Origin of the sequence: Kitasatospora purpeofusca (assembly GCF_036010405.1) — a bacterium.
In the GTDB taxonomy this organism is placed as follows: domain Bacteria; phylum Actinomycetota; class Actinomycetes; order Streptomycetales; family Streptomycetaceae; genus Kitasatospora; species Kitasatospora purpeofusca.
The window spans coordinates 9,664,512-9,689,402 of record NZ_CP108561.1; the positions used below are offsets into that span (position 1 = coordinate 9,664,512).

Below are 24,891 nucleotides of genomic sequence, written 5' to 3' on the forward strand. Positions count from 1 at the left end.
CGCACCGACCTCAACGCCTCCGGGCAGCAGCGGGATCGTCGCCCGCCGGCTCTCCACCGTGGAGATCGCCGGCCGGGTCCCGGTGATGGACCAGGGCCGGGTGGTCGAGGACGCACCCCCGCCGACCTCCCCGCCGGTGGAGGGCCGCTTCGCCGCCCTCCGCCGGACCTGGCGCGACAGTCTCGTGCAGCAGAGGCAAGCCACACCAGGGGCGCGCCTCTCAGCCGAGGGGATCCGCGAGGCCCCGGCCCTCGGCAAGCAGGGCGTCGACCGCGGTCAGGGCGGTGTCGAGGCGCTGCTCCCGGCTGCCGGTCAGCTCGATCCAGGGCACCGGCTGGGCGGCCAGCACCTCGCGGAAGCGCCCGTTCATCCAGGCCCGCAGGTGCTCGCCGTCGCGCAGGCCGTCGTCCTCGAACGCCACCCCGATCTCCGAGGTGAGCAGGTACAGGGCCCGCGCGGGCATCGCCGCGGCCAGCTCCCGCACCTCGGGGGTGACCGCGCCGACGTACCGCTCCTGCCAGACGGTGGTGGCGAGCGCGTCGGTGTCGCAGACCAGCACCGGCCCGCCGGAGCGGGCCGCCCGGTCCTCCGCCTCGGTCTGCCGCCGGGCCACCAGGGCGAAGTCCGGGTCTCCCCACTCCAGGTCGAAGACGGTCGGCCCGGGTCCGCCGGCCGGGGCGAGCGCGCGGGCCACGGCGAGCTTGGCCACCGTCAGTTCCCGCCCGTACTCGGGCACCCAGCCGGTCCGGCCGTGCGGCCCGCCACGGGCCCGCAGCGCCTCGGCGAGGTCGCGGGAGAGCGTGGTCGTTCCGGTGGACTCGGCGCCCAGCACCACGACCCGGCGGGTGAGCCAGGCCCGGACCGGCGGTTCCAGGTCGGCCCAGTGCGCGACCGGGTCGGCCCGCACCTTCGTCCCGGACACCGGGAAGGTGTCCCGGGCCCGGTCGAGCACCACCGGCGCCGCGTCGAACCGGCGGGCCAGTTCGACCCCGTACGGCTCGGAGCTGAACACCGCGTCCACCGGTCGCTCGCCGACCGCGTCCCGCATCAGGGCGACGTGTCCGGCCCAGATCTCCTCGCTGTTGTAGTCGACTTCCAGGTTGTCCACCGTGCCGACCACCCGCACCCGCGGCTCGGCGGCCCACGCCTCGCGGATCCACGCCACCCGCGCGGCCAGCGGTATCGACTCCACGTCGGCGGCCATCACCACCACGGTGACCCGCTCGCAGGCGTCCGCGGCGCTGCGGATCAGGAAGTGGTGGCCGGCGTGCGGCGGGTAGAACTTGCCGATCACCAGACCGTGCCGGAAGCCGGTCACACCGCCACCGCCGCTCGGCCGAGGTCGGTCCGCTCCCGCCGCCAGGCCCGCAGGCCGGCCAGGCACATCACGAGGAACAGCACGTACACCGCGCCGGTCAGGTACAGGTCCTTGGCGAGGTACAGCGGGACGTAGACCAGGTCGGCGGCGATCCAGAACCACCAGGTCTCGATCCGCTTGGTGTTCAGCAGCCACTGCGCGGCCAGCGAGAGCGCGGTGGTGAGCGCGTCCCAGAACGGCGCGCTGTCACCGGCGCGGGCCAGGACCAGGGTCAGAGCCGCGGTCACCGGGACCAGCAGAGCCGCCGTCAGCGCGACGGCGCGCGGCCCGGCGGAGCGGATCTCCCGCCGGCCGCGGCGCTCGCCGCCGTGCAGCCACTGCCACCAGCCGTGTGCGCCGAGCGCCAGGAAGACGATCTGCAGCGCGGCGTCGGCGTACAGCCGGGCGCCGGCGAAGAGCACCAGGAAGAACACGTTGTTGGCGATGCCCACCGGGAAGTTCCAGACACTGGCCCGGACGGTCAGGGCGACGCACGCCGCGCCGGTGGCGAAGCCCAGCAGTTCGGTCCAGTCGAGCGACATGCCGCCCCTCCTTGATTAACGTCAGGGTGACGATAAAGGAAATGCGGGAGCCTGCCAAGTGCCGGGACGGCGCCGCCGCGCCGCAGGACGGACATGGTGTTCCCCACCGTGGGGGACGGTGGGGTGGTCGTGGAGTTCGACGGATCCCACTGGCACCGGAACTCCTCCGAGCGGGATCCGCGCAAGGCCCTGGAGATCGAGCAGCTCCGACCCGGCCGGCCGGTGGTGCGGGTCCGTGAGGACCCACTGCGGCTCACCCGCGCCGGCGACGTCCGTGCCCCTGCCGGCCGATCCGTTCACCACGGCTCCTGCTCTCCTCCGGCCACGGCAGAAGTGCCATCGGGTCGGCCGACCGGCAGGCCGGGCCGCGCCCGGAGCTTGCCGTACCTCCGGCACCCCGGGCGACGGTGCCTGCCGAAGCCCACCAGGGCACGCTCCGGTGATTCGCCATCGGGGCCGCGCACAGACCCCATCGCGTGCGGATCCGGCCCGGAACCGGCGGGGTCAGTGCTGGTCGTCCAGCACGACCGCCGCCGCTGGCCCGCCGCGGCCCAGCGGACGGCGGGAGGACGGTACCTCGGGCACGTTGGCTGCATCGGCGGGCTCCAGGAAGGGCGCGCGCTCGACCGCGAGGAGGCGGGCGCCCCCGGACGGCGTGCGGGCGGCGTCGGTGGCCGGCTCGGAGAAGGGCTGCCACAGCGGGCGCCTGTCGGAGGAAGTCATGATCGCCAGTGTGGCAGGTCCACCGCCGCGCGACGACGGGGCCGCCGGGTACAAGGGCCGGCGACGGCTCGATGTCGAGCCCACAACCCACCCGGCCCGGGCTCCGCCGCCTCCAACCGCAGCAAGGGCGACCAGACCCCGGACCAGTGGCGGCCGCCGTCCCGGTCGGCCTGGTGCAACTACGCCAAGGCCTTGACGGACGTGAAGTCCTTCTACAAGCTCACCGTCACCCAACCGGAGAAGGCAGCGCTCGGCGAGATGCTCGACACCTGCCCGGCGGGATCGTGACCGCCCCGGAACCCCCCCGCCGGGCCCGCACCCATCGTCACCACCGGCATCACCACAGGCCCCGGCGGCGTCATGACCGTCGAGGTCGGCGTCATCACCGGCGACCTGACGCTGCGCACGGTCTGGGACGGCCGCCGGGCACTGCTCGGCGTCCAGTACGACGGCGCCGACGAGTGGTACACCGTCGAGGGGGCCCCGCTGCCGGCGCGGAGCGCGGCCGAGGCCGAATCGGCCCACCGGACGACGGCGGAGGCGGTGCGGCGCGGCGGCGGGGCAACCGCCGCCGGCGCGATCACTGAGCCCGGTCCGCCCCACGTGGCCGCCATCCGTGTACCGGCCCGCCCCTTCCTTGCGGCACCGGCTTGGCGTAGTCCGGGCTGCATCCGGGCGCTGCGGGCGGCACCGTGGAGGGGCGGCCGGCCGAACCCCCGAGCGGTCCGGCCGCCCCGGCCGGCGGTTCGGACGGGGGCGGGGAGGACAGCCGCCGGGGGAGGGGCGGCGCGAGCGCTGCTGATGGAGGGTTCGGGGTAGGGCGTCAGTCAGGGGGTGACCTGGGCGCCGGTGAGCCCCTGGCCCGCAGCGGCAGCCCGCCGCCAGGTGGGCAGTGGGGAGTCGAGGAGCGTGTCGGCGTCCTCGGCGGAGACCTCCTCCAGAACCTCGCGCAGCCGGACTTCGGCGCTCCGCCGTTCCGACGGGAGGAGCGTGAGCGCGGCCTCGACGGCGGGCAGCGTCGTGCGCACCTGGTCGCGGGTGAGGACGAAGTTGCCGAACCAGCCGGGCAGGGCGCGGAAGCGGTCGGGGCCGAGCGCGTGGGCGAGTCCGACGGCGGGGTAGCCCTTGCGGCACGCGGACTTCAGGAACGGTCCCGCGTTCGCGTGGGCTTCCCAGACGTCGAAGAGCAGGTCGAGGTGATCGTCCAGCAGGTCGGGGGAGGCCAGGTCGTGCAACAGCGGCATGTCGAGGCCGTCCGGGCCCCCGCCCGCCCAGCGCTCCATCGCCCGGCGTGCGGGACCCGAGGTGCGCCGGTGCTCGATCGGCGGGGCGAGCACGGGGGCCACCTCCTCGACCACGCTCGCGGGTACCGGCATCACGACCCAGAATCCCGTGAAACTCATGCCGTAAAGGTACGGACCGCCGCCGACACTGACCGGGCTACCAGTTCGGGGATGCCTTCTCGCAGACCATCTCGCCGTATCCAGATCGCCCAACGCGTCTTGGCGGGTTCTTCGGCAGATCACGCCCTGGGGTTGCAACTGGGCGGGGGGAGCAACAGACCCCATTAGATGCGGGGCTTGGCCTTGACGAGCCGTACTGGCGCGCCGTCCCTCAGGAGGTTGTCGATCAGGTCGTCGGTGACCTTCTCCTGCTCGCCCAGTGGCAGGTCCAAGGTGACGGGGAATCTCGCAGGTGGCAGGCCGCCTATTCGAGCAGGGCATCCATGTGACAGTCGTCGGTGTGCAGCGGCCAGAAGTGGTGCTCGGTGGCCCACGCGAGCAGTCCGACGCCGCTCCGGGTGCCTGACCCGCGCGATCCGCGTGGTCGGAGCCCCGCCCTGTCCGTGCCGGGCCTTTCGTCGTAGCAGGTGGCCAGGCCCCGCCACGCACGGATTCCGGGGGGTGCCCCTATGTGTTTGGTCAAGGTCCGAGGCCAGTAGGTTCGTGCGGGCAAGGGCGGGCCGAGCCGTAGGGGTGTGCATGAGTGATAGCCAGGTCATGATCCAGCTCACGAGTGACGAGGCACTGGTGCTGTCGCACTGGCTGGAGAAGCTCCAGATGAGGTTCCCCCGACGTGCGGAAGGTTGCCGGAGATGGCCTGATGGGCCATGAGAAGGGAGCCTCTGCCATGGCTGCACCGATGAAGTACCCGCCCGAGTTGCGGCAGCGAGCTGTTGCCGCATACCGCGCCGCCGACCCGAAGCCCGTGATCCGGCAGATGGCTCGCGACCTGGGCGTGCACCACGAGGCCCTGCGCAACTGGATCCGCCAGGACGAGGCGGACCGGGGCGAGCGCGACGACCGGCTGACCACCGTCGAGAAGGAGGAACTGGCCACTCTGCGCAAGGAGAACGCCGAGCTCCGCCGGTCCTGCGAGATCCTCAAGGCCGCCTCGGCTTTTTTCGCCCAGGAGCTCGACCCGACCCGGCGACGGTACTGAAGCTCATCGACGAGCACCAGGACCGCTTCGGGGCCGAGCCCGTCCTCCGGGAACTGCACATCCCCGCCTCCACCTACTACCGCTGGCGCCGCGACGTGGCGGAGCCGTGCGAGCGCAGACGCCACGACGCCGAGCTGACCGATCACATCCGCCGCATCCACGCCGACTCCGACGAGACCTACGGCTCCCCGCGCGTCCACGCCGTCCTGCGGCGCGAGGGCACCCGGGTCGGCCGCAAGCGGGTCGAACGCCTGATGCGCCAGGCCGGCATCCAGGGTGTCAGCCCGCGCCGGCCCCGTTCCTTCACCCGCCGCGACCCGGCCGCCGAGTCCGCCCCGGACCTGGTCCAGCGCGACTTCACCGCCGACGCGCCGAACCGGTTGTGGGTGGCCGACATCTCGCTGATCCCGACCGGTGAGGGACCATGGTGGCTGGCCTCGATCCGCGACGCCTTCTCCCGCCGGATCGTGGGCTGGCACACCTCGGAGCGCGCGGATGCCGACCTGGTCCTCACCGCCCTGGAGTATGCGCTGCACGGCCGGCCCGTCGAGCCCGGGAGGCTGATCCATCACAGCGACCACGGGTGTCAGTACACGTCCATCAAGCTCACAACTCGCCTGCTGAAGGCGGGAATCGAGCCGAGCATGGGAAGCGTGGGCGATTCGTTCGACAACGCCCTCGCGGAGAACTTCTGGAGCGTCCTGAAGACCGAGTGCGTCCGCCGCACGACCTTCGCGACCCGCACCGACGCCGACCTCGCCCTGTTCGCCTACATCGACGGCTGGTACAACACCCGCCGCATCCAGAAGCGCCTGGGCTGGCTCAGCCCGGACGAGTACGAGACGAAGTACTACGCCGACCAGGCGACGGCCGAACCAGTGGCCGTCGAACCACCCACATCCGTCCTGACCAGGTAATCAGCACCTCTCGCGCAACGGGGGAAGCTCAAGATGACGGACCTCAGCCGGGTTGTCGACGATCCGGCGGTCTGGGCTCCGATCCATCGGATCGCCGGAACGCTCGACAAGTCACTTCCTGAGCTGTTCGCGCCTGACTATGACGAGCGGCTTGAGGCGGCTCGTCAGCGGCTTCGGCCGGAGGATTGATCGAGCGGTCTGGACTCCTCACCTGGCCGCAGCCGGTTTGGGCTCGTAGAAGGTTCCGTCGCGGAGCATCGCGAACAGGACGTCGGCCCGGCGTCTGGCGAGGCAGAGCAGGGCCTGGGTGTGGTGCTTCCCTTGGGAGATCTTCTTGTTGTAGTAGGCCCGCGATGGCGGGTCGCCGAGTGCGGCGAACGCGGAGAGGAAGAAGGCCCGTTTGAGCTGCTTGTTTCCTCTCCTGGAGGGCTGTTCGCCGCGGATCGAGGAGCCCGAGCTCCGGGTTGCCGGGGCGAGGCCGGCGTAGGCGGCGAGGTGGCCGGCGGTCGGGAAGGTGCTGCCGTCGCCGACCTCGATCAGGATGCGGGCTCCGGTCCTGACGCCGACTCCCGGCATCGAGGTCAGGACTTTCGAAAGAGGGTGGGCCTCCAGGAGTTCCTCGATCCGCCCGGCCGGCAGCTTGCGCTGGTCGAGGACGGCGGCCGGCGATCCGGCCAGGCTCGGGACGATCAGCGCGGCCGCCTCGGTTCCCGGAACGACAACGGTTTGCTCGTCCAGCGCGGCGGGGATCTCCTGGACCAGCCGCTCGGCCATCCTCGGCGCCTTCGGCCGCAGCAGTGTGACCAGGCGCCGCCTGCCCGCCTTGCGTATCTGGGCCGGGGAGCCGAACCGCTCCAGCAGGGTCAGGACGGATGGGTGCTGCAACCGGGGCCCCAGGACCCGTTCCAGGGACGGGTGGATCTGGGTCAGCAGGCCGTGGAGCCGGTTCGCGACCCTGGTCGCCTCGCCGGCCAGGTCGTCGTCGAAGCCGACGATCATCTCCGGCTCGGCGATCGTCTCGTCCTCGCCGTCGATGGCCCGCAGCGTGTGCGGCATCGCCCGGGCCGCGTCCGCGATGATGAACGCGTCCTTCGCGTCCGTCTTCGCCTCACCGGGGTAGAGGTCGGCGATCCGTCGCATCGTCAGCCCCGGCAGATAGGCGACCGGGCAGCCCATGGCCCGCGCGACCGCGAGCGGCAGGGCCCCGATCGAGGCCGGCTGGTCGACCACGACCAGCACCGTCCCGTGCTTGGCCTGCAGCTTGGCGAACAGCTCGCGGAGCTTGGGTTCGGTGTTGGGCAGGCGCTTGTCGAACGCCTTCTTCCCGGCCGGGGCGACAGCGGTGGCGTGGTGTTCGCCCTTGCCGACGTCCAGGCCGAGGAAGACGTCGATGTCGCCGGTGTCGATCACGTGCAGGCCCCTTCAACACACTTTCGTCCGGCCTTGCCTGGGCACCGAGCTGCCACAACCACGTTACGGAGAGCTCTTCCGGCCTTGGGTGAAGCCGGTGCTCAAGCCCCTCATCAGCGGTCCGTCGATGCCTCCGGGCCCGGTGACACCACCCCCCCGGATCATGAACAACAAGGGGGGAAGTCATGCCGGACCCGAAGGCCGGTAGCCCCATTGCGGAGCCCTGAAGAAGGTAACGGGGGGGCTGCAGATCCCCGCGGCCTTCCTCGCTCATGAGGACGAAGTCGGCGTGCGCCGGCCGCCGTTTGCCGACCGGGGCACGGTGACAAGGGATTGCTGCGCGCCGAGGTCCTCCAGGGTCCGAAGGGCGCCCTGGAGCTGACGCAGGCGGGCGCTCTGCAGGTCGCGCCCCTGCTTTGTCGCGGGCAGGTAGCCGTCTCCGCCGCTGGCGTCGTAGGGGCCGTCGTTAGCGACCATGTCGGCCCAGGAGGGCCGGCCGGTGGTGGAGCGGGCGGGACCCGGTCTTCGGCCCCGCTGTTCGGATGGAGCAGTCAGACATGCGCTCCGTATGCGAAGCAATATGGTTGGGGAGGGTCGTTCAGAACACCCGATGGAGAGGTCATGACTGTCTATATCACGGAGATCGACAACGACACTCAGCGCAACGTGGTGCTTGTCGATCGCAATGGCGGGACTTGTGTTCTCGCGAAGCCCGATGAGGTCGGAACAACGAAGATGGTGGTCCCCATCAGCAAGACCGGCTCGGAGTGGTTGAGCCTGCTGACGAGCAAGGGAACCTACCGCATCTGGGACGATGCGGATTACCGTCTACTGGGCCGATGGGAGGCCGGATCGAAGAACGAGACGCTCCGGGAAAAGCTCAACGGGCAGGAGAGGTACTCGATCCTCGCCCGGGCGGACGGGGTCGTCGAGGCGAAGTTGATCAAGCTTGCTCCCGCATAGGCCCGACCAACCGGAAACGGCCCGCCGGCCGAGCCGGCGGGCCGTTTCCGGTTGGTCGGGCCGGTTGACTCGAAATCGAACCGAAAGCAATCGGAGAGTGGACGAGTGTGGTTCCGGGCGCCATCACCCAAGCGTACGGAATACCTCCCGGGCGACTCCTCGGCGGTCTCCACCGGGCCCTCGCCGTCGGGCGGGGAAAGGGCGGCGGACCAGATCGCCGTGAACCGGCGCGGAGCGAGCCCGGCGGCGGCAGCCGCGAACTCGACCTCGTCCCCGATCCCTGCGGCCCGGCAGCGCTCGCGGTCGTCCGTCCAGGACTTCGGCAGGTAGAGCGCCCGGTCGATCAGGGGCCGGCCGAGGGGTCCGAGGTGATCCTCCCGGCCTACCACCGTCGCCCACCGCGCGGCGGACGGGGGAGCCTGGCCGCCACCGGCTGAACGCTTGGCATCCGCTGACCGCGAAGTGCGGGTCGGAAGCCCACAGAAGTTATCGCCAGACATAACTTGCCGGGCCACTGCTCACCGACCTTCGGCCGCGCCCGCTGGCTCCACCCGCCGCGCCCGGACGGCGAAGAGGCGCGGCCGTACGCCGCCGACCCTGGGAACGACGGATCCGGCCGCGCGCCCGGGCAGCCCGCCGCGCCGCTTCGTCCCGGCCGCGACCGCTGCGCCGTGCCGACCGGTCGGCGTACCCTGCTCGGGGTGGACGGTGTGTCAGGGCGTCTCGGTGAGGCGGGCGGCAACGGTGAGGAGGAGCAGCTCGCCGGTTGCGGCGGCGGCCCTGAAGTCGAGGACGCCGGTGAACGGTCCGGTGACCAGGAGCAGGGTGCGGTGCGTACGGATCGCGCGTTGCCACTGGCGGCCGGCGGCGACGGGACCCTTGTACCAGGGCTGCCCGCCGGGCCGGCGCACGGTCAGGTGCTGCCCGTCGAGGACGGCCGTCCATCCGGGCGTGGGGTCGTACCCGGGCGGGTGCGCCGTCCAGCCCTCCCCGGCCGGAACCGCAGGCCCGGCCATGGCGGGCACGACCAGGACGGGGCGCCGGTCGGGCAGCAGCTCCGGCCACGGCGAGCCGCACAGACCCGTACCGGTCAACTCCACGCACGACCCCTTCCCCCGGCCCCGGGCTGCCTCCACGGACCCGGCAGGCCCCATCATCGGCCACGACCCGGGCCGGCGGAGGCGAAATCCGCCGGCGAACCGACCGGCAGCCGCAAGCCGGCCCGCACGGCCCGCCTCCGAACCCCCGGGCGGCCGCTGTTTCCGGTCGCGCCGGTTCGGACATTGTTTCGAATGGAAGCGGCTGGAAGAATCTCGGCCTGTCGGCAGACGGTCGATCGGGCGAGGGCGCCGGGTTGTTCGGCGACGGGTGACGAGGGAAGGCGAGGATTCATGCACCGGATGATCGGTCGCTTGTGCGGCATCCTCGGGGTTTCGGAGGCTCAAGGTGATGTCGTCGACTGGGAGGAACTTGCTCGGAGCACGGGCCTGCGGGTTCCGGCGGACTATCGGGACTTCGTCGCGGTGTTCGGCGGCGGCGAGCTGAACGAGTACCTCGCGGTCCGCATCCCGCCGACGGAAGGCCGCCCCGAGAGCGGACTGCTGGACGGACTCGGGTTCGATCCGCGGGAGGAACCGCAGCCGGACGGCGGAGCCGGCGCCGTGGAGCTGTCCGAGGAGGGCAGGCTTCTTCCCTTCGCGACGACCATCAACGGTGACGTGGCGTTCTGGATCTGCGACTCGCTCGATCCCGAGAGCTGGGACGTCGTCGTCTTCAGGCGCCAGGTGCCGTACGGAACCGCCCCGTGGCGCCGGTACGGGATGGGTTTCGGCGAGTTTCTCGCCGGTGCTCTGGACGGGGCGCTGCCCAATCCCTTCAGCGACGACTCCTGGAACCTTCCCCCGCACGAGTACCGGAACCGGCGGCAGGACTGACGGCCTCGGCTTGACTCCGAAGCCTCTGCAGATCGTCAAGCTGCATGAGAGGGCCCGGTCGCGTCGCCGAAGGCGCTGGTCAGGTAGCGGTAGACCCAATCCTTGAGCAAGTGGTTCCGGTTGGCCTCGGCAGAGCCTGCCCGGACGGTTGTTGCGACGGGCTTCGCGGCGGTCACGTGGGCACCGGGCTGACCCCTGGGTCTGCTCCCGGACCCGTGAGCGCACCTGGGACCGGGTGGGACAGGCACGGACCGGAAGACGTGGTCGTTCCGGTCACTCCGATGCCTGGATCCTCACGGTCGTCTCGCGTTCGGCGAGGAAGGCGTCGAGAAGCTCGAACAGGACCTTGATCGCCCGCTGCTCGTCCTCGGGCGGCAGGTCCCAGATGTTCTCCCAGCCATGGGGCAGAGCGATGTGCAGGACCTGACCCGGCCAGCCGTGGTTGCAGTCTCGGCCTCGGCGGGTGACCGGCCACTCGTGAAGGCCGGTGAGCAGGCTCGGGCCGCCATGGCGGTCGGCGTGCGCTTCGTAGCCGGCGAGGAAGGCGGTCGCCATGTGGAACGAGGTCCTGCCGACGAACATGCCCGAACGCCGGCCGATGAAGGTGAAGTACTCGCGCTCGCTCATCTCCGAGGGTTGCTTCATGCGCGAGAGCCTATTGATCATCGCGTTCCACCGGCAGGGCCGGACGGCAGTCCGGTGCTGAGGAAGAGCGGACCAGGAGGCGGTCCTCCACCTCACCGAAGGCGTCGGCGATCCGACGCGTCGGATCGCCGATGAGCAGGACCGGCACGGCAGCGGGTCGGCTCACAGGTCGAAGCTGCGGCGGGACAGCACGACTGCGGACAGGCAGAGGGACCCGGCCACCACCATGGCCTCGCCGACGGCGGCGGGCCCGGTGCCGGGCAGGTCCGGCCGGGGTCCGAACCGCGCCGGGACCTGGCCCTTCGGGTCGTAGGTGACGGTGACCCCGCTGTTCACGGCAGGACGATCGGAGCCGGAGTCGGTGTCGTCGACGGACAGCGTCGACCCGTCGGCCAGCCGAACGTCACTGAGGCGGGCAGGCGGCACGTCCACCGTGCCACCACCGCCCCCGAACTGACGGTGGGCGTAGACGACACCGGTGGCCACGACACCGCGCTCGTGCAGGACCCGCCGGTCCACCTCGCTCACACCGGCGATCAGCCCCGCGGCCGCACCCGCCAGCACCAGCAGCGTGGCCACGACGAGCACGGCTCCGCCCACCCGGCCGGCTCCGCAGGCCGCGGACAGGATCAGCAGCACGATCAGCAGGAGGACGCCTGCGGCCAGCCCCGCCACGTTGGCCAGCCCCACAGCGCTGTGCTCGTACAGCAGGGTGATCCCCTTCACCGCCCCTGTCAGCGCGGCGGTCAGCACGAACGGGAGGACGGCACCCACCGCACGCCGCACCGGCACGCGGCGAACGGCAGGGACCGGCTCGGCTTCCATCCATCCATACTGACGGTGCGTCAGAAATCTGACAAGAAGCCGGGGAACGACGCCCTCGTCGCCGCGAGCCGGTCGGTGCCGACGACCGGATCACCGCACTCACCCCGACCGGAGAAGGGTGGACCGGGCAACAACTGCTGCAGGTCCAGCACTGACAGTGATGATGTACGTGGTGACGCTGCTGGCGGGTCCGACCCGATCACTGACTGACGTTTCGACTGTCCTGTTGGGGATTTGTCGGCCCGTCGGCGGCGTCACCACGCACGCGGCCGGACGGGCGCTTGTGACTTCACAGGAGCCTGGCCAGAGGCCCCGTCACTGTCTTGTCCACCCGCCCGACCGGCGCGTGCCGCCCTCGGCTCGGACAGGCGGCAAGGACGGACATGACCAGCATGACGCACGACGGCCCGGAGATCACCGGTGGAGTCGACACCCACGGATCGACCCATCATGCGGCGGTGATCGGCCGGCCGGGCCGGCACCTCGCCGATCGCGAGTTCCCGGCCACCGTCCAGGGCTATCGGGACCTGCTGGACTGGATGCGTTCGCACGGTGAACCGGCAGCGGTCGGTGTGGAGGGCACCGGTGCCTACGGCGCCGAACTCGCCCGGGTACTGACCGCCGCCGGGGTCACCGTCGTCGATGTGGACCGGCCTGACCGCAGGACCCGGCGGACGAGGGGCAAGTCCGACCCGATCGACGCCTACGCCGCCGTAACGGCGGTGGCCTCCGGACGGGCCACCGGCGTCCCGAAGAGCCGCGACGGCACGGTCGAGGCCGTGCGGGTGCTGCGGGTCACCCGCCGCAGTGCGGTCAAGGCCCGCACCCAGGCGATGAACCGGATCCGCAGCATGCTCGTGTCCGCTCCCGCGGTCCTGCGCGAGCAGCTTGCGGGGCTGGAACGGGCCGCCCCGATACGCACACTCGCCAGGCTGCGGCCCGGTGCGGACCTGTCGACGCCACTGGCCGCGACCAAAGCGGCCCTGCGGCGCCCGGCCCGCCGCCACCAAGCGCTCGACGACGAGACCACCGAGCTCGACACCCAGATCGGACCACTGGTCCGCCAGGCCGCGCCGGAGTTGCTCGCGCTCTTCGGCGTCGGCCCCGAGACAGCCGGCCGGCTCCTCGCATCGGCCGGGGACAACCCCGAACGAATGCGCTCCGAGAGCGCGTTCGCGCACCTTGCCGCAGTCGCGCCGATCCCCGCGTCCTCCGGCCGCACCCGTCGTCACCGCCTCGACCGAGGTGGTGACCGGGCCGCGAACAACGCCCTGCACACCATCGTGCTGGTCCGGATTCGCTACGACGAGCGCACCCGGGCCTACGTCGCCCGGCGCACAAAGGAGGGACTGTCAAAGAAGGACATCACCCGCTGCCTCAAGCGCTTCGTCGCCCGCGAGATCTACCGCGCGCTGACTGCCGCACCAGCCGAACAAATCGCTCAAACCGACCTCGCTCCTGCGGCTTGACGTCTATAGGAGTCAGCCGTTCACCTGCGGGTGGCGCCTCGCGGGCGTGAAAATCGGTGCGGGGGCTGTCCGCTGACGCCGCATGATGTTTGGGCTTCGAGCCCGCATAGGAGTCTGGTGAGGGAGCCGACCGAGGGACCACGCACTGTCGCCTTGAGCACGCCGTTCAGCTTCTCCGCCTCCCTCTGGCTCCCCGGACGGCCCCTGTCCCAATTGCGTACGAGGGAGGACGACTGTGGAGGAAACGAGGGAAGACCAGGCCGACGGGGCGGTGGCCCGCGTTGCGGCGATCGACATCGCGAAAGCTTCCGGGGTGGTGTGCATGCGACTGCCGCACGAGGAGCGCGAGGGCCGGCGGGTGCAGCAGGTCTGGACGGTGGCCTCCACCACCAACGCCGTGCTGGAGCTGGGCGACCGACTGCTCTGCCAGGGTGTGCAGAGGGTGGTGATGGAGGCGACCGGCAGCTACTGGAAGCCGTTCTTCTACCTGTTGGAGGCGCGGGGCCTGGAGTGCTGGCTGGTCAATGCCCGCGAGGTGAAGAACGTTCCGGGCCGCCCGAAGACCGACAGACTGGACTCGGTGTGGCTGGCCAAGCTCGCCGAGCGCGGCATGGTCCGCGCCTCGTTCGTGCCGCCGAAACCGGTGCGGCAACTGCGGGACCTCACCCGCACCCGAACGGCGTTCACCCAGGACCGCACCCGGCACAAGCACCGCGTCGAGAAGCTCCTCGAAGACGCCCAGATCAAGCTCTCCACCGTGGTCTCCGACCTCTTCGGAGTCTCCGGACGGGCGATGCTGGATGCCCTGGTCGCGGGCGAGCGTCGTCCTCGGGCACTGGCGGACCTGGCCAGAGGCAGCCTGGTCAAGAAACGCGAGGCCCTCATCGAGGCGCTGACCGGCCAGTTCGAGGAGCACCATGGCCACCTGCTGCGGATCCTGCTGAACACGGTCGACCACTTCACCGAGCAGATCACCGAACTCGACCGGCGCATCACCGCGCTCGTCGATGAGATGACCGGCCCGCCCGGTGGGGACGAGGGCGACGGCAGGACGCCTGCCGCAGTCGGACGAGCGGGCCGTGAGCTGATCAAGTGCCTGGACGCCATCCCCGGTGTCGGACCGGCCACCGCACAGATCATCCTCGCCGAGATCGGCCTGGACATGAGCCGCTTCCCCAGCCCGGAGCACCTGGTCTCGTGGGCGAAGCTCTGCCCCCGGACCATCCAGTCCGGGACGAAGAACACCGCAGGCCCAGCCGGTCGGGGCAACCCCTGGCTAAAGGGCGCCCTGGGCGAGGCAGCCAACGCGGCCGCCCGCACGGACACCTTCCTCGGTGCCCGCTACCGGCGCATCGTCAAACGCCGAGGCCACGCCAAGGCTCTTGTCGCCGTCGCACGCACGATCCTCGTCATAGCCTGGCACCTGATCAACGACCCCGACGCCCGTTACCAGGATCTCGGCGCCGACTGGCACCAACGCCACCTGAACAGCACCCGCAAGACCCGTGACCTCGTCCGCCAGCTCCAAGCCCTCGGCCACCAGGTCACCCTCGCACCAGCAGCCTGACCCATCCGACCCTCCCGATGTCCGTTCCGCTCCGCGCAACGGACGCTGCCGCCTGCCCGGCTGAGGTTCGATTTTCCGTTCAGCATCCCGCGCCCGCAGAACGCGCTGCGCCGGGCCGACGGCCCGGCGTGGCATCCTCGACGGCGGCGCGCTCGCCGGGGGCGGCCCGGGCGCGGACGTCGGTGATCACCACGGCCGCTCGCCGGGATCCTCGACCAGGAGGGGCGAGCGGTGCCACGTGGTCGCGTTCGTCGTCGCCGGTGCCGGGACGGTGCGGATCCTCCCTACGGCCGCCGAGATGCGGCACCCGCGACCGCCGGGGCGGATCCTTGGGGTACGGCGGACGGATCGCGCGAGGTGGAGCCAACAGCATGTGGACCGTGAGAGACGCCCCCGCGGGGCTGGCAGAACACATCGGCACTGCGGTTGCGGTCCTGCCCGATGGAGTCGAAGCGGTTCTCCACGACGGCACTCCCGCCGAGAACGGCCTCGCCCTGCGCGCCGCCTGCAACTGCGGCTGGCGCGCCTTCCTCGACCGCCACCTGCCGGACGAACAGCTCGTAGGTCCCGCGCCGGGGATCCCCGAACAACCCCTCCACCTCGGCACAGGCACCCCAGACACCGCCGTTCCCCGTCCCGACCAGCGTGTACCGAGCCCGCCCGCACCCGACTCTCCAGCACTACGCCCGGCCGTTCCTCCTCTGGGCCGCGACCTGCGGCCTCGCACCCGCCGACGTCGCCATCGCCACCTCCAGCAGGCATGGCGAACGCGCCATCATGAACGACACCGACCGCGTGCTCACCGCGCTCAGGCTGGAAACCGACGAGAGCCTGCCGCTCGCGGACCGCGTCGCCGGCTGCCTCGTCCTGCAGTACGGCCAGAGCACCGACCGCATCGTCCGCCTCACCCTCACACAGGTCCACATCCACCCCGACGAACCCGGGGCCCTGGGCCTCCGGCTCGGCCGCGAAACACTCTGGCTCCGCCCGCGCCTGTCAGCCCTCCTCCAACGACTCGTCCACGAACGCCGCCCTCTGTCCGCGCCCCTCAAAGACCAGGAGACCCCCTATCTCTTCCCCGGCCTTCGCCCCTCCCGTCCGCTCGGCTCGAACACGGTGCAACGACGCCTCCAACCCCTCGGTCTCCCCAGCGCCAGCAAGGCACGCAACGGCGCCTGGTTGGCACTCGTCGGCGCGGTCCACTGGAAGATGCTCGCCGACCTCCTCGGCGCCGCAGACGGCACCGCCCACCACTGGCACCAATGGAACGGAGGCGACCGCGCCAGCTACGTCGCCAGCCGCCTCCGAGCAGCACAAGTCCCAGATGGCCCCGAGTGAGCCCTTCCGGTGAAGTCAGTGAGGGCGTGTCAGTGACTTCGTGTAAGCCGTAGGGGCTATCGAATGCTGAGCCGGTCCCCGAAGAACAGTGAGAACTGGTTCAGTGCCTCCTTCCAGTGTGCGGCGACGTGGTTGACGTCGCGTGCTTTCGGGTTGATCTGTTCTCGGACCGCGAGGTAGAGCACCTTCAGCGCCGCCTGCTCGGAGGGGAAGTGGCCCCGGTTGCGGGTCGCCTTCCGCTGCCGGGAGTTGATCGACTCGACCATGTTCGTCTAGTAGACGACGGTCCTTATCGCCGGCGGGAACGCGAGGTAGGGCGTGAACTCGCTCCAGGCCGCCTGCCAGGTGCGAACCACGGCCGGGTAGCGTTCGCCCGGCTCGGAGGCGGTGAACTGGTCGAGGGCCTGCTCGGCGGCCTGCTCGGTCGGCGCGGTGTAGGTCGCCCGCAGGGCCGGCACCAGCTGGGGGTGGTCCTTGCTGGAGGAGAGCCGCAAAGACGCGCGGATCAGGTGGATCACGCAGGTCTGGACCGTCGCACGGGGCCAGGTCGCAGTCACCGCGTCGGGCAGACCCTTCAACCCGTAGCAGCAGACGATGCACACGTCCTCGATGCCGCGGTTGCGCAGTTCGGTCAGCACGGCCATCCACGCGGCGGCGCCCTCGCCGCCGTCGCCGACCCACAGCCCGAGCACGTCCTTGCGCCCGTCCATGTCCACGCCGACGGCCAGGTAGACGGGCTTGGAGACCACCGGGCCGGAGCGGATCTTCACCCACAGTGCGTCGATGCAGATGATCGGCCAGACTGCGTCCAGCGGGCGGTTCTGCCAGCTCACGAGCTCGTCCACGACCGCGTCGGTGACCTTGCTGATCAGGTCCGCGCCGACCTCGACCCCGTAGATCCGGGCGAGGTGCGAGCGGATGTCCCGCACACTCATGCCGCGCGCATACAACGACAGGATCCGGTCGTTGAACCCGGCCAGCCTGCGCGCGTTCTTCGGCACCAGCTGCGGTTCGAAGTCGCCGTTGCGGTCCCGGGGCACCGCCACGGTGACCGCGCCGACGTCGGTGAGCACGGTCTTGGGCGAGGTCCCGTTGCGGGAATTGCCCGAGCCGCGACCTGCCGGGTCGTGTTTCTCGTAGCCGAGATGCTCGGCCATCTCGGCTTCCAGGGCCCGCTCCAGCACGGCCCGGGTGATCTCCGTCAGAAGCCCGCCCTCGCCCAGCAGGGCCGCCCCGGAGGCGTCCGTACTGTCCATCAACTGCTCGACGACCTCGCCGACCAACGCTTCCCCAGCCGCCGCAGCGGCGGCCAGCACCGTCTTCTCCGTCATGACTCGTCCGTTCCGCCTGGCCAGAGGCCCGAGGCCGAGCCCCCGGCCAGACTGTCACATCACGGACTTACACGATCTTTCAGACACGTCCCCGCTGTTGGTCCAGCTGGGCATGTGACTCTCCGCTTCCGGGAGTTGAGGATCCTGCTGGCTCGAGGTGCCGGGTTGGAACGGTGGCGATGCCTGCACGTGGGCGGTCGGCCCGGGCGACGGCGGCACCGACCTGTGGACCGTCCTCGCCGACGGAACCGGCAGCCCGGCCCTGCTCGCCGCCGCCGCGCTTGCCCCCGCCGTCGTCGGGTGACCCGGCGTACGGCCGGACGAGCGGGGGCGTCGGCGTCCGCTCCGCTCACCCCGAGCAGTGGTCGCTACTTTCTCGGGGTCCGGGCGTCGGACAGCAGGACCACGCTCGAGGTGGGCGTCCTCCCGGGAGGCGGGGGTGGGGTGTCGTACAGTCCCGGTGTGCTGGTCCTGCGGTTGGGCTGGGTCGGTTGGGGGTCCTTCGCGTCCTGGGTGGGTCGCGGTGTCTCGCACTGTTCGGCGCCGGTGAAGGTCTGGGCGAGCAGGGAGCTGGCGTTGACGGTGGAGGGGCTGTCGACGGTGATGTTCTCCACGGTGCTGGCTCCGGCGTCGTCGTCGACGTGCAGGACCCCGTTGGTGCGCACCATGGCGTTCTGCGCGGAGAGGACCAGGATGTCCTTCGGTTTGAGGGTGATCTTGTAGGTCATCTTCTCGGAGGAGGTCTCGGCGAGTTCGGTTCCGGCGGTGAGCCGGAAGGCGGCCTCGAACGCTCCCTTGACGCCGACGTGCAGTTCGTCCCTGGCCGAGACGGTGCCGGTGGCCTGGGTGGTGGTCGACAGCTGGTTCTGGGCTTCCTTGGCGACCTGGTTCTGGGCGGTGTTGGTCACCGCGGTCTCGGCCTGGGTCTGGGACTGGGCGGAGCTGGTGAACTCGCTGTTGGGGCCGGTGTCCTTGGGCGCGGTGTGGAAGGTGTTGCCGCTGCTGTTGGTCTGTGTGCCGGTCACTTTCGCGGCGACCTCGGTGGTGGCGGTGGAGGTGTTGGTGGTGGTCTCGGTGGTCTGCTGGGTGACGGACTCCTGCTTCTCGGCCGTGGTGGTGACCTCGGTGGTGTTGTCGACGGTCCCCTCGATGGTGGCCTTTCCCGAGATCTCGCCCTCGATGTTGTCGGTGATGCCGGAGGTGAGGGTGACCTCCCGCTCGACGGCCATGTCCGCGTTGGTGCAGTTGACGACCGCGCTGCCGACGTTGGTGACGGCGGTGACGTACTCCGTCGGGCCGGCGGTGACGCGGAAGTTGCAGTTGCTGCGGCGGCAGGCCCGCAGCGCGTCCTTCACGGGGATGCTCCGGCCGTTGCGGAACGCCTTGGCGGCGGTGGCCCCGCCCTGCCCTCCGCTCGGCCCGCCGCCGGCCGGTGCGGCGAAGGCGGGCAGTGCGGTGGTGACCGTCAGCGCCAGGGTGAGAGCACCCGCGCGGGCGGCCATGGGCCGGCGTGCGCGGGGGCCGGTGGGGTGGGGGGTGTTCCTCGGGTGGTGCACTGGGTCTCTCCTGTGGGGCGCGGCTCGGACGGTCGGGTCGTGGGCGGAAGGGCGGGTGCCGGGGTTCACGGCCGGGTGGAGGGCAGCTCGGTGAGCCGGGTGTCCCGGTTCTGCGCTGAGACCGGGGCACGCAGCAGGTCGGCCGGGGGCGGACCTCCGCCGAGCGGACCGTCGCCGAGCGAAGCCTCGCGGAGCGGCCCGGCGGAGGAGAGTGAGCGGGTGCCGCCGTTGTCGGGGGTGACCTTGAGCGGGCGCTCGGTCAGGCAGTGCTTCTTCTCGTCCTGGGTGAGCGGGCCGGTGCGCTCGTAGAGGCGATCGGGCACCTTGCCGGACGGGAAGTCGAACATCGCGTCGATGGTGATGCCGTTGGTGCTGCGGAAGAGCCCCTCGATGCGCTCGCGGGCCGGCTGCACCTCGATCCAGCTGGCTTCCCCGGGTTGGACGTCCTGCTCCACCTGCTTGCTGGTGGAACGGGAGGCGATCAGCGGGTTGGTGGTGTTGGCGAGGTTGGGGTTGCCCTCGTTGCGCTGGAACCCGGCGGCGACCTGCTTGAACATGTTCGGGTTCGCCGACGGCATACCGGCGTCGTCCTCGCCGGTGTTGGCCGGGTTCTGGTCGGTGGAGTTGGCGTTCCTGATCCGGCCGGCCTCCTGGCTGATGCTGTCGAAGCCCTCCTCGGCCCAGGTGACGGTGCGTCGGTCCACCACTTGGTTGCGGGTGCAGTTGAGGTAGGCGTAGTCCAGGATCCGGTTGCTCCCGTAGAACTGGTAGCTGTACCGGGGGTCGGCGGTGAAGCGGCAGGCGTTGGCCGCCGCCCGGCAGTTCTGGGCGGCGGAGGCCAGGGAGATCTCGTCGATGCCGTTGTAGGCGCTCCACGGCAGCTTGTTCTGCTCGATCCGGTGGTCGACGAAGGCGGCCTGCTCCTCCGCGGAGACGGCGGTCAGCAGCGGCCCGCAGTTGGCGTCCGGTGGAGGGTTGTCCTCCAGCGACTCGAAGACGACGAGCGGGTTGTCCTCGGCCGCGGTGAACTCGAACACCTTGGGGGCCGGCGACCAGGCCCCGGAGCCGACGGTGTCGGCCGCCTTGGTGTAGCCGAGGGTGGTGTAGTCCTGGGTGTACTGCACGGTGCGGACGATCTCGCCGGCCGCCCTGACCGGCTCACCCGCGGCGTCGTACGCCGTCTCGCGGTACGCGCTGACCCGGTACTTCTGACCGCCCGCCACCTCCGCCGGGCTGCACGAGCCGAGGGTGGAGGCGGAATCGGAGAACCGGACCCGGACCTGGGCACCCGCGTTCACGTTCCACAGGCGCTGCCGCAGCTTTCCAGGGCCGCCCGAGTTCAGCGACACCGCCTGGAGCCGCCGGGGATGGTTGGCCAGGGCTGCCGAGAACACCTGGAGCCGGGTCGGGTTCGCCCCGTACCAGCCGGTCGGCGCCGTTGCGGTCGGGCTGGTGGCGGACGCGACCAGGGGGGAGGCGAAGTCGGAGTTCTCGACGGCGACGGGCGTCCAGAGGTCCTCCGCGGTGGCGGGTGTCGCGGCGAACACCAGGGAGACGGCGACGGCTCCGCCGAGTACGTACGAGGCGGGGGTTCTGATCGGTCCGGTCGGCACAAGTTCCTCCTGGTGGGGGCTCGGTGCGTCCACGCTGCGTGCCCCGGTGGGCCGAGGCGCACGGGCGCGGCGGGCCGGGTGGGGGCGGCGGGTCACGGGGTGGGGAGCGGGGTGAGTGTTCCGCCCGGGGTGGGGCGGGTCTGCTCGCCGTCCTGGTCGGACAGGCCGGGGCGGCAGTTCCAGGTCCTCGGGTCGTACTCGTACTGGTCGGGCCGGTAGGCGCCGGTGTGCTGGGCGGAGATCGCGCACATCTGGGCGGCCGCGGTCTTCGGGTCGGAGTACCGGTCCTTGTTGACGATGGCGTTCACCAGGGCCGACGTGGACGCCGTGTCCTGCTTGGTGGCCGCACCGTCGGTGGCGTACTGCGCCACACACGGGGCGCTGCCGGGCGGGCAGGCGTCGATGGCCTGCTGGTTGGCGCTCTGCGCGGTGCAGCCGTCCGGCAGCGAGCCGTCCGCGAAGGGCACGCAGGCGTCGGAGTCGGCGACCGGCGGCTTGTCCCCGGAGGGGATCGCGGGCCGCTCCGGTGCGGGGGTGCCCGCTGTCGGGACGGCCGGTGCTGGGGTGCCCGTCGTCCCGGTGTCCTGGTCGATCCGGACGTTGGACACCAGCGCGCCGAGCACGCCGGTCTCCAGCGAGGTGAACCGCAGGATCGGGTTGTCGCCGCTCGCGGTGAACCGGTAGGTGTTGGTGTTGCGCCAGGGCGTGCCGACCGTGGTCCCGGAGAGCGTGGTGAACTCCGCGGCGGCGCCGCCGGTGGCGCTCACCTCGTAGCGCCGCTGGGCGGTGTCGTTGCCGTACCGGTTCGGCGAGTCGTCCCACCGTACGGTGACGACGGCACCGCTCCTGATGTTCTGCAGCGTCTGCGTGAGGTACCCGGTGGATCCGTCGTTGAGGTCGAACGCCTGGTAGTAGGACGGGTGTTCGGCCAGGCCGCTGGAGTACAGGTCGCCGCGGCCCTCCCAGAAGGCCGGCGCGGTGCCACCGGCGAGGTCGTTCTTCGGGGCCTGCGGCTGGGCCATCGTCCCGTTCAGGGCGGTCGGCTGCTCCTGCGCCGCCGAGGCGCTCGGGGCCGCCCCCAGCAGGGCGAGCACAGCGACGGTTCCCACGACGGTGCGTCTGACGGCGAGGGTTCTCAGGCAGTGGAGCGGCTTGCCGGTAGTGCGGACCTGCATGACTCTCCCAGGTGGCCAACGGAACGGATGTTCCCTTCATATGACAGAAATGACGTTCCATCACATGACACTCTTTACGGATCAGCGCCCGACGGGTACTGCCCATCCCACCGGCCTAACACGATCACCGATGCCTGTTGGAGGGTGTTCTTCACGATCCTCATCGGCGAGGCCGAGAGCGCCGGTCGGGAAGTGATCTCCATGGCCCCCGCAAGTCCTCGCGGAGGTGCCCCGGGTGCGGGCACGTCTCCAAGGAGAACCGGCTCACCCGGGAAGGGTCCACTGCCGGCCCTGCGCGGCGTAGCTGGTGAGGTTGATCTGCGTCAGGGCCGTGCTCTCGTTCCCGGACACCCCGCAGGGGAGGGCAGGTGCCGTCCTGGTCCGGGGGCCCAGCGGCCGGGGCCGGACCGATCGGGATCGGTTGGCGCGACGGCTCGTGGGTGGCGAGGTACGGGGCCCTGAATCCTGGACTGTTCTCCTGCGAATCATTCGTTGAACGGAGGCCGACCAGCAGTTCGGGCGGCGGTTTGAGGCCCTCGCCGAAGGACCGGATCGCCGCTGGGTGATCAACCGCGGCATGTACGTGGTGGGCGTCGACCCGGCGGGCCTCCAACGCCTCCTGCCTCGGCCGCGCCCTCGTCGGCGGCATCGCCGAACGGGTCCAGTGCCCCACCGGTCCAGTCGGCCGGCCCCGCAGGGCCGCTCCGTTCACCCGGACGGCGGAGTTCGATCGCGGGGGCCGCGGCCTTGCGGCGAGGCTGTCGGCATGACCGTCGACACCGAGAACCCGCCGTCCGCCCCGCCGGTGCTGGATGGTTCGGCGACCTCTACGGGCGCAAGGTGCTGTTCCAGATCTCCGCGACCGTGTTCATCACCGGCTCGTTCCTCTGCGGCCTGGCGACGAACATGACCCTGCTGATCGCCTGGCGCGCGCTCCAGGGGAACCGCGCGGGCGGCCTGATGGTGACGGCCATGGCGCTGATCGCCGACGTCATCCCGCTGCGCGAGCGGGGCAAGTACCAGGGCGCGATCGGTGCCGTGAATCCGGCTGGGCAGCCGCATTCGGCACTGTGAACCGCATCCCGTCACGACTTCGCGAGCGAGGCGGGCCAGTCCGGTCGCCTCACTCCCGTGGACCGGCGATATCACCCGCCCGGGCGCACATCACCCCTCATCCGTCTCCGGCGGTCGCCCGCCGAGCTGTCAGCCCTCGTTCGTGGCGACCAGTGGCGTCGTGGCCGGGATTGGTGGGCTCCATTTCTGCTCGATGCGGGCGAACTTCCACACCGCGAGCGCGACGACCCAGGTGGCGAAGAAGAGGCCGACGATGACGAAGCCAACCATGTTGAGCTCCAGGCCGGAGATCCAGTCCCAGAAGGCACCGTGCAGGGCGAGCTTGTCGGCGAGCAGGCCGAGCAGTTCGACGCTGCCAATGATGAGGGCGACGGCGACCGACAGGCCGGTGATGGTCAGGTTGTAGTAGATCTTGCGGACCGGCTGGGAGAACGCCCAGCCGTAGGCGAAGTTCATGAACGACCCGTCGATGGTGTCCAGCAGGCACATCCCGGCGGCGAACAGCACTGGCAGGCACAGGATCGCGTACCACGGCAGCCCGGACGCGGCGCCGGAGCCGGCGAGCACCAGCAGGGCGATCTCGGTGGCGGTGTCGAGCCCCAGTCCGAAGAGCAGGCCCGGCGGGTACATCTGCCGCGGTTTACTCACCGACCGTGTCACCCGGCCCAGCAGCCGGTTCATCAGGCCCCGCTTGTCCAGCTGCTCCTCCGGCGCGGCCTCGTCGAGGTGGCCGGAGCGCATCGGCCGGAATACCTTCCAGATGCCCACAAGGATGACGAGGTTGACAATCGCGATCAGGTACAGGAACGAGCCCGAGACGGCGGTGCCGATCAGGCCCGTCACCTGGTGGAGCCGGGAGCCGTCGTCCTGGAGCGGCCCGGCCAGGGCCTTCACACCGAAGGACAGCAGGACGGCCAGGGCGAACACGACGGACGAGTGCCCGAGGGAGAACCAGAAACCCACCGACAAGGGCCGCTTGCTCTGCTCCATGAGCTTGCGGGCGGTGTTGTCGATCGCGGCGATGTGGTCCGCGTCGAAGGCGTGCCGCATGCCGAGGGTGTAAGCGGTGACGCCGATCCCGATGCCGAAGCTCTTGGTGCCGACGGTGTGGTGCTCGGGCGCGACGACCGCGAGCCCGGTTCCCGTCGCGACCGCCTCCGGGTTCTCGACGACGTCCGGTTCGAGTCCCGGACCCGGGCGGGACGAGGTCCCGGTGCGCCGGTCCGGGTGCTCAAGGAGGGCGAGGCCGCCCTCGAGTCGGAGAGTGTGTCGGTGGGCGAATCGCCGGCGCACCGGGTTCTTCGATTTCGTGATCACGGAACTGGAGGGGTTGCCGGAACGCCGGAAGGCACGGCGCGGGGGAGGCGTGAGCGCCTGACCGGCCGGCCCGGTCACCCGTGGTCTCGTGCCGGGGGCGGAGCCAGGGGTGTCACGGGTACCCCGGCCGTCGTTCGGAGTCGGGCCACCTGGTGAAGCCCTGTCAGGTCCCCATGATCCTTGCGAAAGTCGCCGGATCGGCGTCGAAACCGTGGGCGCCGGGCCGAAACGCCCAGACCCCCGCACTGTTCCGGACGAACTCCGCGACCCTCGCGGCCGTTGCCCCGTCGACGCCGGCGAAGTCCACTGCCGCCAACTCGTCGCGCCCGTTCCGGATCCTGGCCACGGGGTTCGCTATGTCCCCGAACGTCAGCCGGCCGGCGTTCTGCTGGATGGCGACGCCCACGACCACCCGGGGGTAGCGGTGCGCCAGGCGGTCGAGTTCCAGGACCACGCGCTCGTCGACGCCGAGGCCCTTGCCGTCGCGGCTGTCCCTGGTGAGTGTGATCGTGCCGTCGGGAGCGCGGCTGTCGAAGTGGACCAGGTAGGCCGGGGTGCCGGACGGGGCGTCCGTGGCGTACGTCGCGGCGACGAGATCCAGATCGTGACCCGCCGAGCCTGCGGGACTCGGATCCCACGACAGGTCTACCTCGATCCGTTCCAGACCCTTGTTGAGACTGCTCACCGGACTCT

At 70.9% G+C, this 24,891-nt stretch carries 23 protein-coding genes and 2 pseudogenes; 11 read left to right on the top strand and 14 right to left on the bottom strand.

Translation table 11 applies throughout. The features are described from left to right. Positions 1–220: 220 nt before the first annotated feature. From OG715_RS41780 to OG715_RS41790, 3 genes are all read right to left on the bottom strand, one after another. A complete protein-coding gene (locus tag OG715_RS41780) occupies positions 221–1,318 on the bottom strand; it encodes an AAA family ATPase (RefSeq protein WP_266271951.1) in 1,098 nt (365 codons plus the stop codon). Further along, positions 1,315–1,899 carry a nicotinamide riboside transporter PnuC gene (pnuC, locus tag OG715_RS41785; protein WP_266271950.1) on the bottom strand — a complete coding sequence of 195 codons (585 nt, stop codon included), beginning with the start codon at positions 1,897–1,899 and terminating at the stop codon, positions 1,315–1,317. The genes OG715_RS41780 and pnuC overlap by 4 nt, the downstream gene beginning before the upstream one ends. Before the next feature lie 504 nt (positions 1,900–2,403). After that, complete coding sequence (locus OG715_RS41790; RefSeq protein WP_266274752.1) at positions 2,404–2,622, bottom strand: hypothetical protein; 219 nt, start codon at positions 2,620–2,622, stop codon at positions 2,404–2,406. A 360-nt stretch (positions 2,623–2,982) separates the two neighbouring features. On the opposite strand from OG715_RS41790, the gene OG715_RS41795 reads away from it, so the two are divergent. Continuing rightward, a complete protein-coding gene (locus tag OG715_RS41795) occupies positions 2,983–3,441 on the top strand; it encodes a hypothetical protein (RefSeq protein WP_266271949.1) in 459 nt (152 codons plus the stop codon). A gap of 8 nt (positions 3,442–3,449) precedes the next feature. On the opposite strand, the gene OG715_RS41800 is transcribed toward OG715_RS41795, so the two are convergent. Continuing rightward, on the bottom strand, positions 3,450–4,025 hold the full coding sequence (locus OG715_RS41800; RefSeq protein ID WP_266271948.1) for a hypothetical protein: 576 nt from the start codon (positions 4,023–4,025) through the stop codon (positions 3,450–3,452). Positions 4,026–4,752: 727 nt separating this feature from the next. Between OG715_RS41800 and OG715_RS41805 the strand changes: the two genes are divergently transcribed. Genes OG715_RS41805 through OG715_RS41815 form a run of 3 tightly spaced genes read left to right on the top strand, consistent with a single transcriptional unit; the run spans position 4,753 to position 6,170 of the window. Continuing rightward, positions 4,753–5,064 carry a transposase gene (locus tag OG715_RS41805; RefSeq protein ID WP_266271908.1) on the top strand — a complete coding sequence of 104 codons (312 nt, stop codon included), beginning with the start codon at positions 4,753–4,755 and terminating at the stop codon, positions 5,062–5,064. A gap of 5 nt (positions 5,065–5,069) precedes the next feature. Further along, on the top strand, positions 5,070–5,981 hold the full coding sequence (locus OG715_RS41810; RefSeq protein WP_266274519.1) for an IS3 family transposase: 912 nt from the start codon (positions 5,070–5,072) through the stop codon (positions 5,979–5,981). Positions 5,982–6,014: 33 nt separating this feature from the next. After that, positions 6,015–6,170: a hypothetical protein gene (locus tag OG715_RS41815; RefSeq protein ID WP_266271947.1), complete on the top strand. Its 156-nt coding sequence runs from the start codon at positions 6,015–6,017 to the stop codon at positions 6,168–6,170. Between the two features lie 18 nt (positions 6,171–6,188). On the opposite strand, the gene OG715_RS41820 is transcribed toward OG715_RS41815, so the two are convergent. Beyond that, a complete protein-coding gene (locus OG715_RS41820; protein WP_407661077.1) occupies positions 6,189–7,391 on the bottom strand; it encodes an IS110 family RNA-guided transposase in 1,203 nt (400 codons plus the stop codon). 621 nt (positions 7,392–8,012) lie between these two features. Between OG715_RS41820 and OG715_RS41825 the strand changes: the two genes are divergently transcribed. Then, complete coding sequence (locus OG715_RS41825) at positions 8,013–8,354, top strand: hypothetical protein (RefSeq protein ID WP_266274750.1); 342 nt, start codon at positions 8,013–8,015, stop codon at positions 8,352–8,354. 713 nt (positions 8,355–9,067) lie between these two features. Here the strand turns inward: OG715_RS41825 and OG715_RS41830 are convergent. Next, entirely contained in the window at positions 9,068–9,454 is a 387-nt protein-coding gene (locus OG715_RS41830) for a hypothetical protein (protein WP_266271946.1), read from the bottom strand. Between the two features lie 291 nt (positions 9,455–9,745). Here OG715_RS41830 and OG715_RS41835 point away from each other — a divergent pair, with 291 nt between their 5' ends. Further along, a complete protein-coding gene (locus tag OG715_RS41835; RefSeq protein WP_266271945.1) occupies positions 9,746–10,288 on the top strand; it encodes an SMI1/KNR4 family protein in 543 nt (180 codons plus the stop codon). A 273-nt stretch (positions 10,289–10,561) separates the two neighbouring features. Here OG715_RS41835 and OG715_RS41840 read toward each other — a convergent pair whose 3' ends face one another. Together OG715_RS41840 and OG715_RS41845 are read right to left on the bottom strand one after the other, a co-directional pair. Next, entirely contained in the window at positions 10,562–10,933 is a 372-nt protein-coding gene (locus OG715_RS41840; RefSeq protein ID WP_266271943.1) for a hypothetical protein, read from the bottom strand. 162 nt (positions 10,934–11,095) lie between these two features. Then, a complete protein-coding gene (locus OG715_RS41845) occupies positions 11,096–11,758 on the bottom strand; it encodes a hypothetical protein (protein WP_266271942.1) in 663 nt (220 codons plus the stop codon). A 383-nt stretch (positions 11,759–12,141) separates the two neighbouring features. Here OG715_RS41845 and OG715_RS41850 point away from each other — a divergent pair, with 383 nt between their 5' ends. The 3 genes from OG715_RS41850 to OG715_RS41860 all read left to right on the top strand — a co-directional run bounded on the left by OG715_RS41850 (position 12,142) and on the right by OG715_RS41860 (position 16,132). Further along, positions 12,142–13,227 (top strand): IS110 family RNA-guided transposase, encoded by a 1,086-nt coding sequence (locus OG715_RS41850; RefSeq protein ID WP_266271941.1) that lies wholly within the window; start codon positions 12,142–12,144, stop codon positions 13,225–13,227. Between the two features lie 235 nt (positions 13,228–13,462). After that, positions 13,463–14,794: an IS110 family RNA-guided transposase gene (locus OG715_RS41855; protein ID WP_323182183.1), complete on the top strand. Its 1,332-nt coding sequence runs from the start codon at positions 13,463–13,465 to the stop codon at positions 14,792–14,794. Between the two features lie 645 nt (positions 14,795–15,439). Continuing rightward, entirely contained in the window at positions 15,440–16,132 is a 693-nt protein-coding gene (locus tag OG715_RS41860) for a hypothetical protein (RefSeq protein WP_266271940.1), read from the top strand. 56 nt (positions 16,133–16,188) lie between these two features. Here OG715_RS41860 and OG715_RS41865 read toward each other — a convergent pair. Then, positions 16,189–17,463: pseudogene (locus OG715_RS41865) on the bottom strand (IS256 family transposase). A gap of 157 nt (positions 17,464–17,620) precedes the next feature. Here OG715_RS41865 and OG715_RS41870 point away from each other — a divergent pair. Continuing rightward, a complete protein-coding gene (locus tag OG715_RS41870) occupies positions 17,621–17,767 on the top strand; it encodes a hypothetical protein (RefSeq protein WP_266271939.1) in 147 nt (48 codons plus the stop codon). Positions 17,768–17,831: 64 nt separating this feature from the next. Here the strand turns inward: OG715_RS41870 and OG715_RS41875 are convergent, their stop codons facing one another. The 3 genes from OG715_RS41875 to OG715_RS41885 all read right to left on the bottom strand — a co-directional run bounded on the left by OG715_RS41875 (position 17,832) and on the right by OG715_RS41885 (position 21,741). Beyond that, positions 17,832–18,965, bottom strand: a complete 1,134-nt coding sequence (locus OG715_RS41875; RefSeq protein WP_266271937.1) for a hypothetical protein — start codon at positions 18,963–18,965, stop codon at positions 17,832–17,834. 119 nt (positions 18,966–19,084) lie between these two features. Further along, positions 19,085–20,632, bottom strand: coding sequence for a hypothetical protein (locus OG715_RS41880; protein ID WP_266271936.1), 1,548 nt, complete (start codon positions 20,630–20,632; stop codon positions 19,085–19,087). A gap of 92 nt (positions 20,633–20,724) precedes the next feature. Beyond that, positions 20,725–21,741, bottom strand: a complete 1,017-nt coding sequence (locus OG715_RS41885; RefSeq protein WP_266271935.1) for a hypothetical protein — start codon at positions 21,739–21,741, stop codon at positions 20,725–20,727. A gap of 876 nt (positions 21,742–22,617) precedes the next feature. Between OG715_RS41885 and OG715_RS41890 the strand changes: the two are divergent. Beyond that, a pseudogene (locus OG715_RS41890) lies at positions 22,618–22,881 on the top strand (MFS transporter); the annotation flags it as partial. Between the two features lie 129 nt (positions 22,882–23,010). Here OG715_RS41890 and nicT read toward each other — a convergent pair. Then, on the bottom strand, positions 23,011–24,198 hold the full coding sequence (gene nicT, locus OG715_RS41895) for a Nickel transporter NicT (protein WP_266271934.1): 1,188 nt from the start codon (positions 24,196–24,198) through the stop codon (positions 23,011–23,013). A 163-nt stretch (positions 24,199–24,361) separates the two neighbouring features. After that, complete coding sequence (locus OG715_RS41900; RefSeq protein WP_266271933.1) at positions 24,362–24,883, bottom strand: TerD family protein; 522 nt, start codon at positions 24,881–24,883, stop codon at positions 24,362–24,364. Between the last annotated feature and the right edge of the window lie 8 nt (positions 24,884–24,891).

Bases quoted from the DNA above. Each gene is read 5' to 3' on its own strand.
- OG715_RS41845 (WP_266271942.1), bottom strand. From the start codon at position 11,758: ATGGAAGCCGAGCCGGTCCCTGCCGTTCGCCGCGTGCCGGTGCGGCGT.
- OG715_RS41840 (WP_266271943.1), bottom strand. From the start codon at position 10,933: ATGAAGCAACCCTCGGAGATGAGCGAGCGCGAGTACTTCACCTTCATC.
- OG715_RS41850 (WP_266271941.1), top strand. From the start codon at position 12,142: ATGACCAGCATGACGCACGACGGCCCGGAGATCACCGGTGGAGTCGAC.
- OG715_RS41800 (WP_266271948.1), bottom strand. From the start codon at position 4,025: ATGAGTTTCACGGGATTCTGGGTCGTGATGCCGGTACCCGCGAGCGTG.
- OG715_RS41795 (WP_266271949.1), top strand. From the start codon at position 2,983: ATGACCGTCGAGGTCGGCGTCATCACCGGCGACCTGACGCTGCGCACG.
- OG715_RS41875 (WP_266271937.1), bottom strand. From the start codon at position 18,965: ATGGCCGCCCGCGCGGGTGCTCTCACCCTGGCGCTGACGGTCACCACC.
- OG715_RS41835 (WP_266271945.1), top strand. From the start codon at position 9,746: ATGCACCGGATGATCGGTCGCTTGTGCGGCATCCTCGGGGTTTCGGAG.
- OG715_RS41790 (WP_266274752.1), bottom strand. From the start codon at position 2,622: ATGACTTCCTCCGACAGGCGCCCGCTGTGGCAGCCCTTCTCCGAGCCG.
- OG715_RS41825 (WP_266274750.1), top strand. From the start codon at position 8,013: ATGACTGTCTATATCACGGAGATCGACAACGACACTCAGCGCAACGTG.
- pnuC (WP_266271950.1), bottom strand. From the start codon at position 1,899: ATGTCGCTCGACTGGACCGAACTGCTGGGCTTCGCCACCGGCGCGGCG.
- OG715_RS41805 (WP_266271908.1), top strand. From the start codon at position 4,753: ATGGCTGCACCGATGAAGTACCCGCCCGAGTTGCGGCAGCGAGCTGTT.
- OG715_RS41815 (WP_266271947.1), top strand. From the start codon at position 6,015: ATGACGGACCTCAGCCGGGTTGTCGACGATCCGGCGGTCTGGGCTCCG.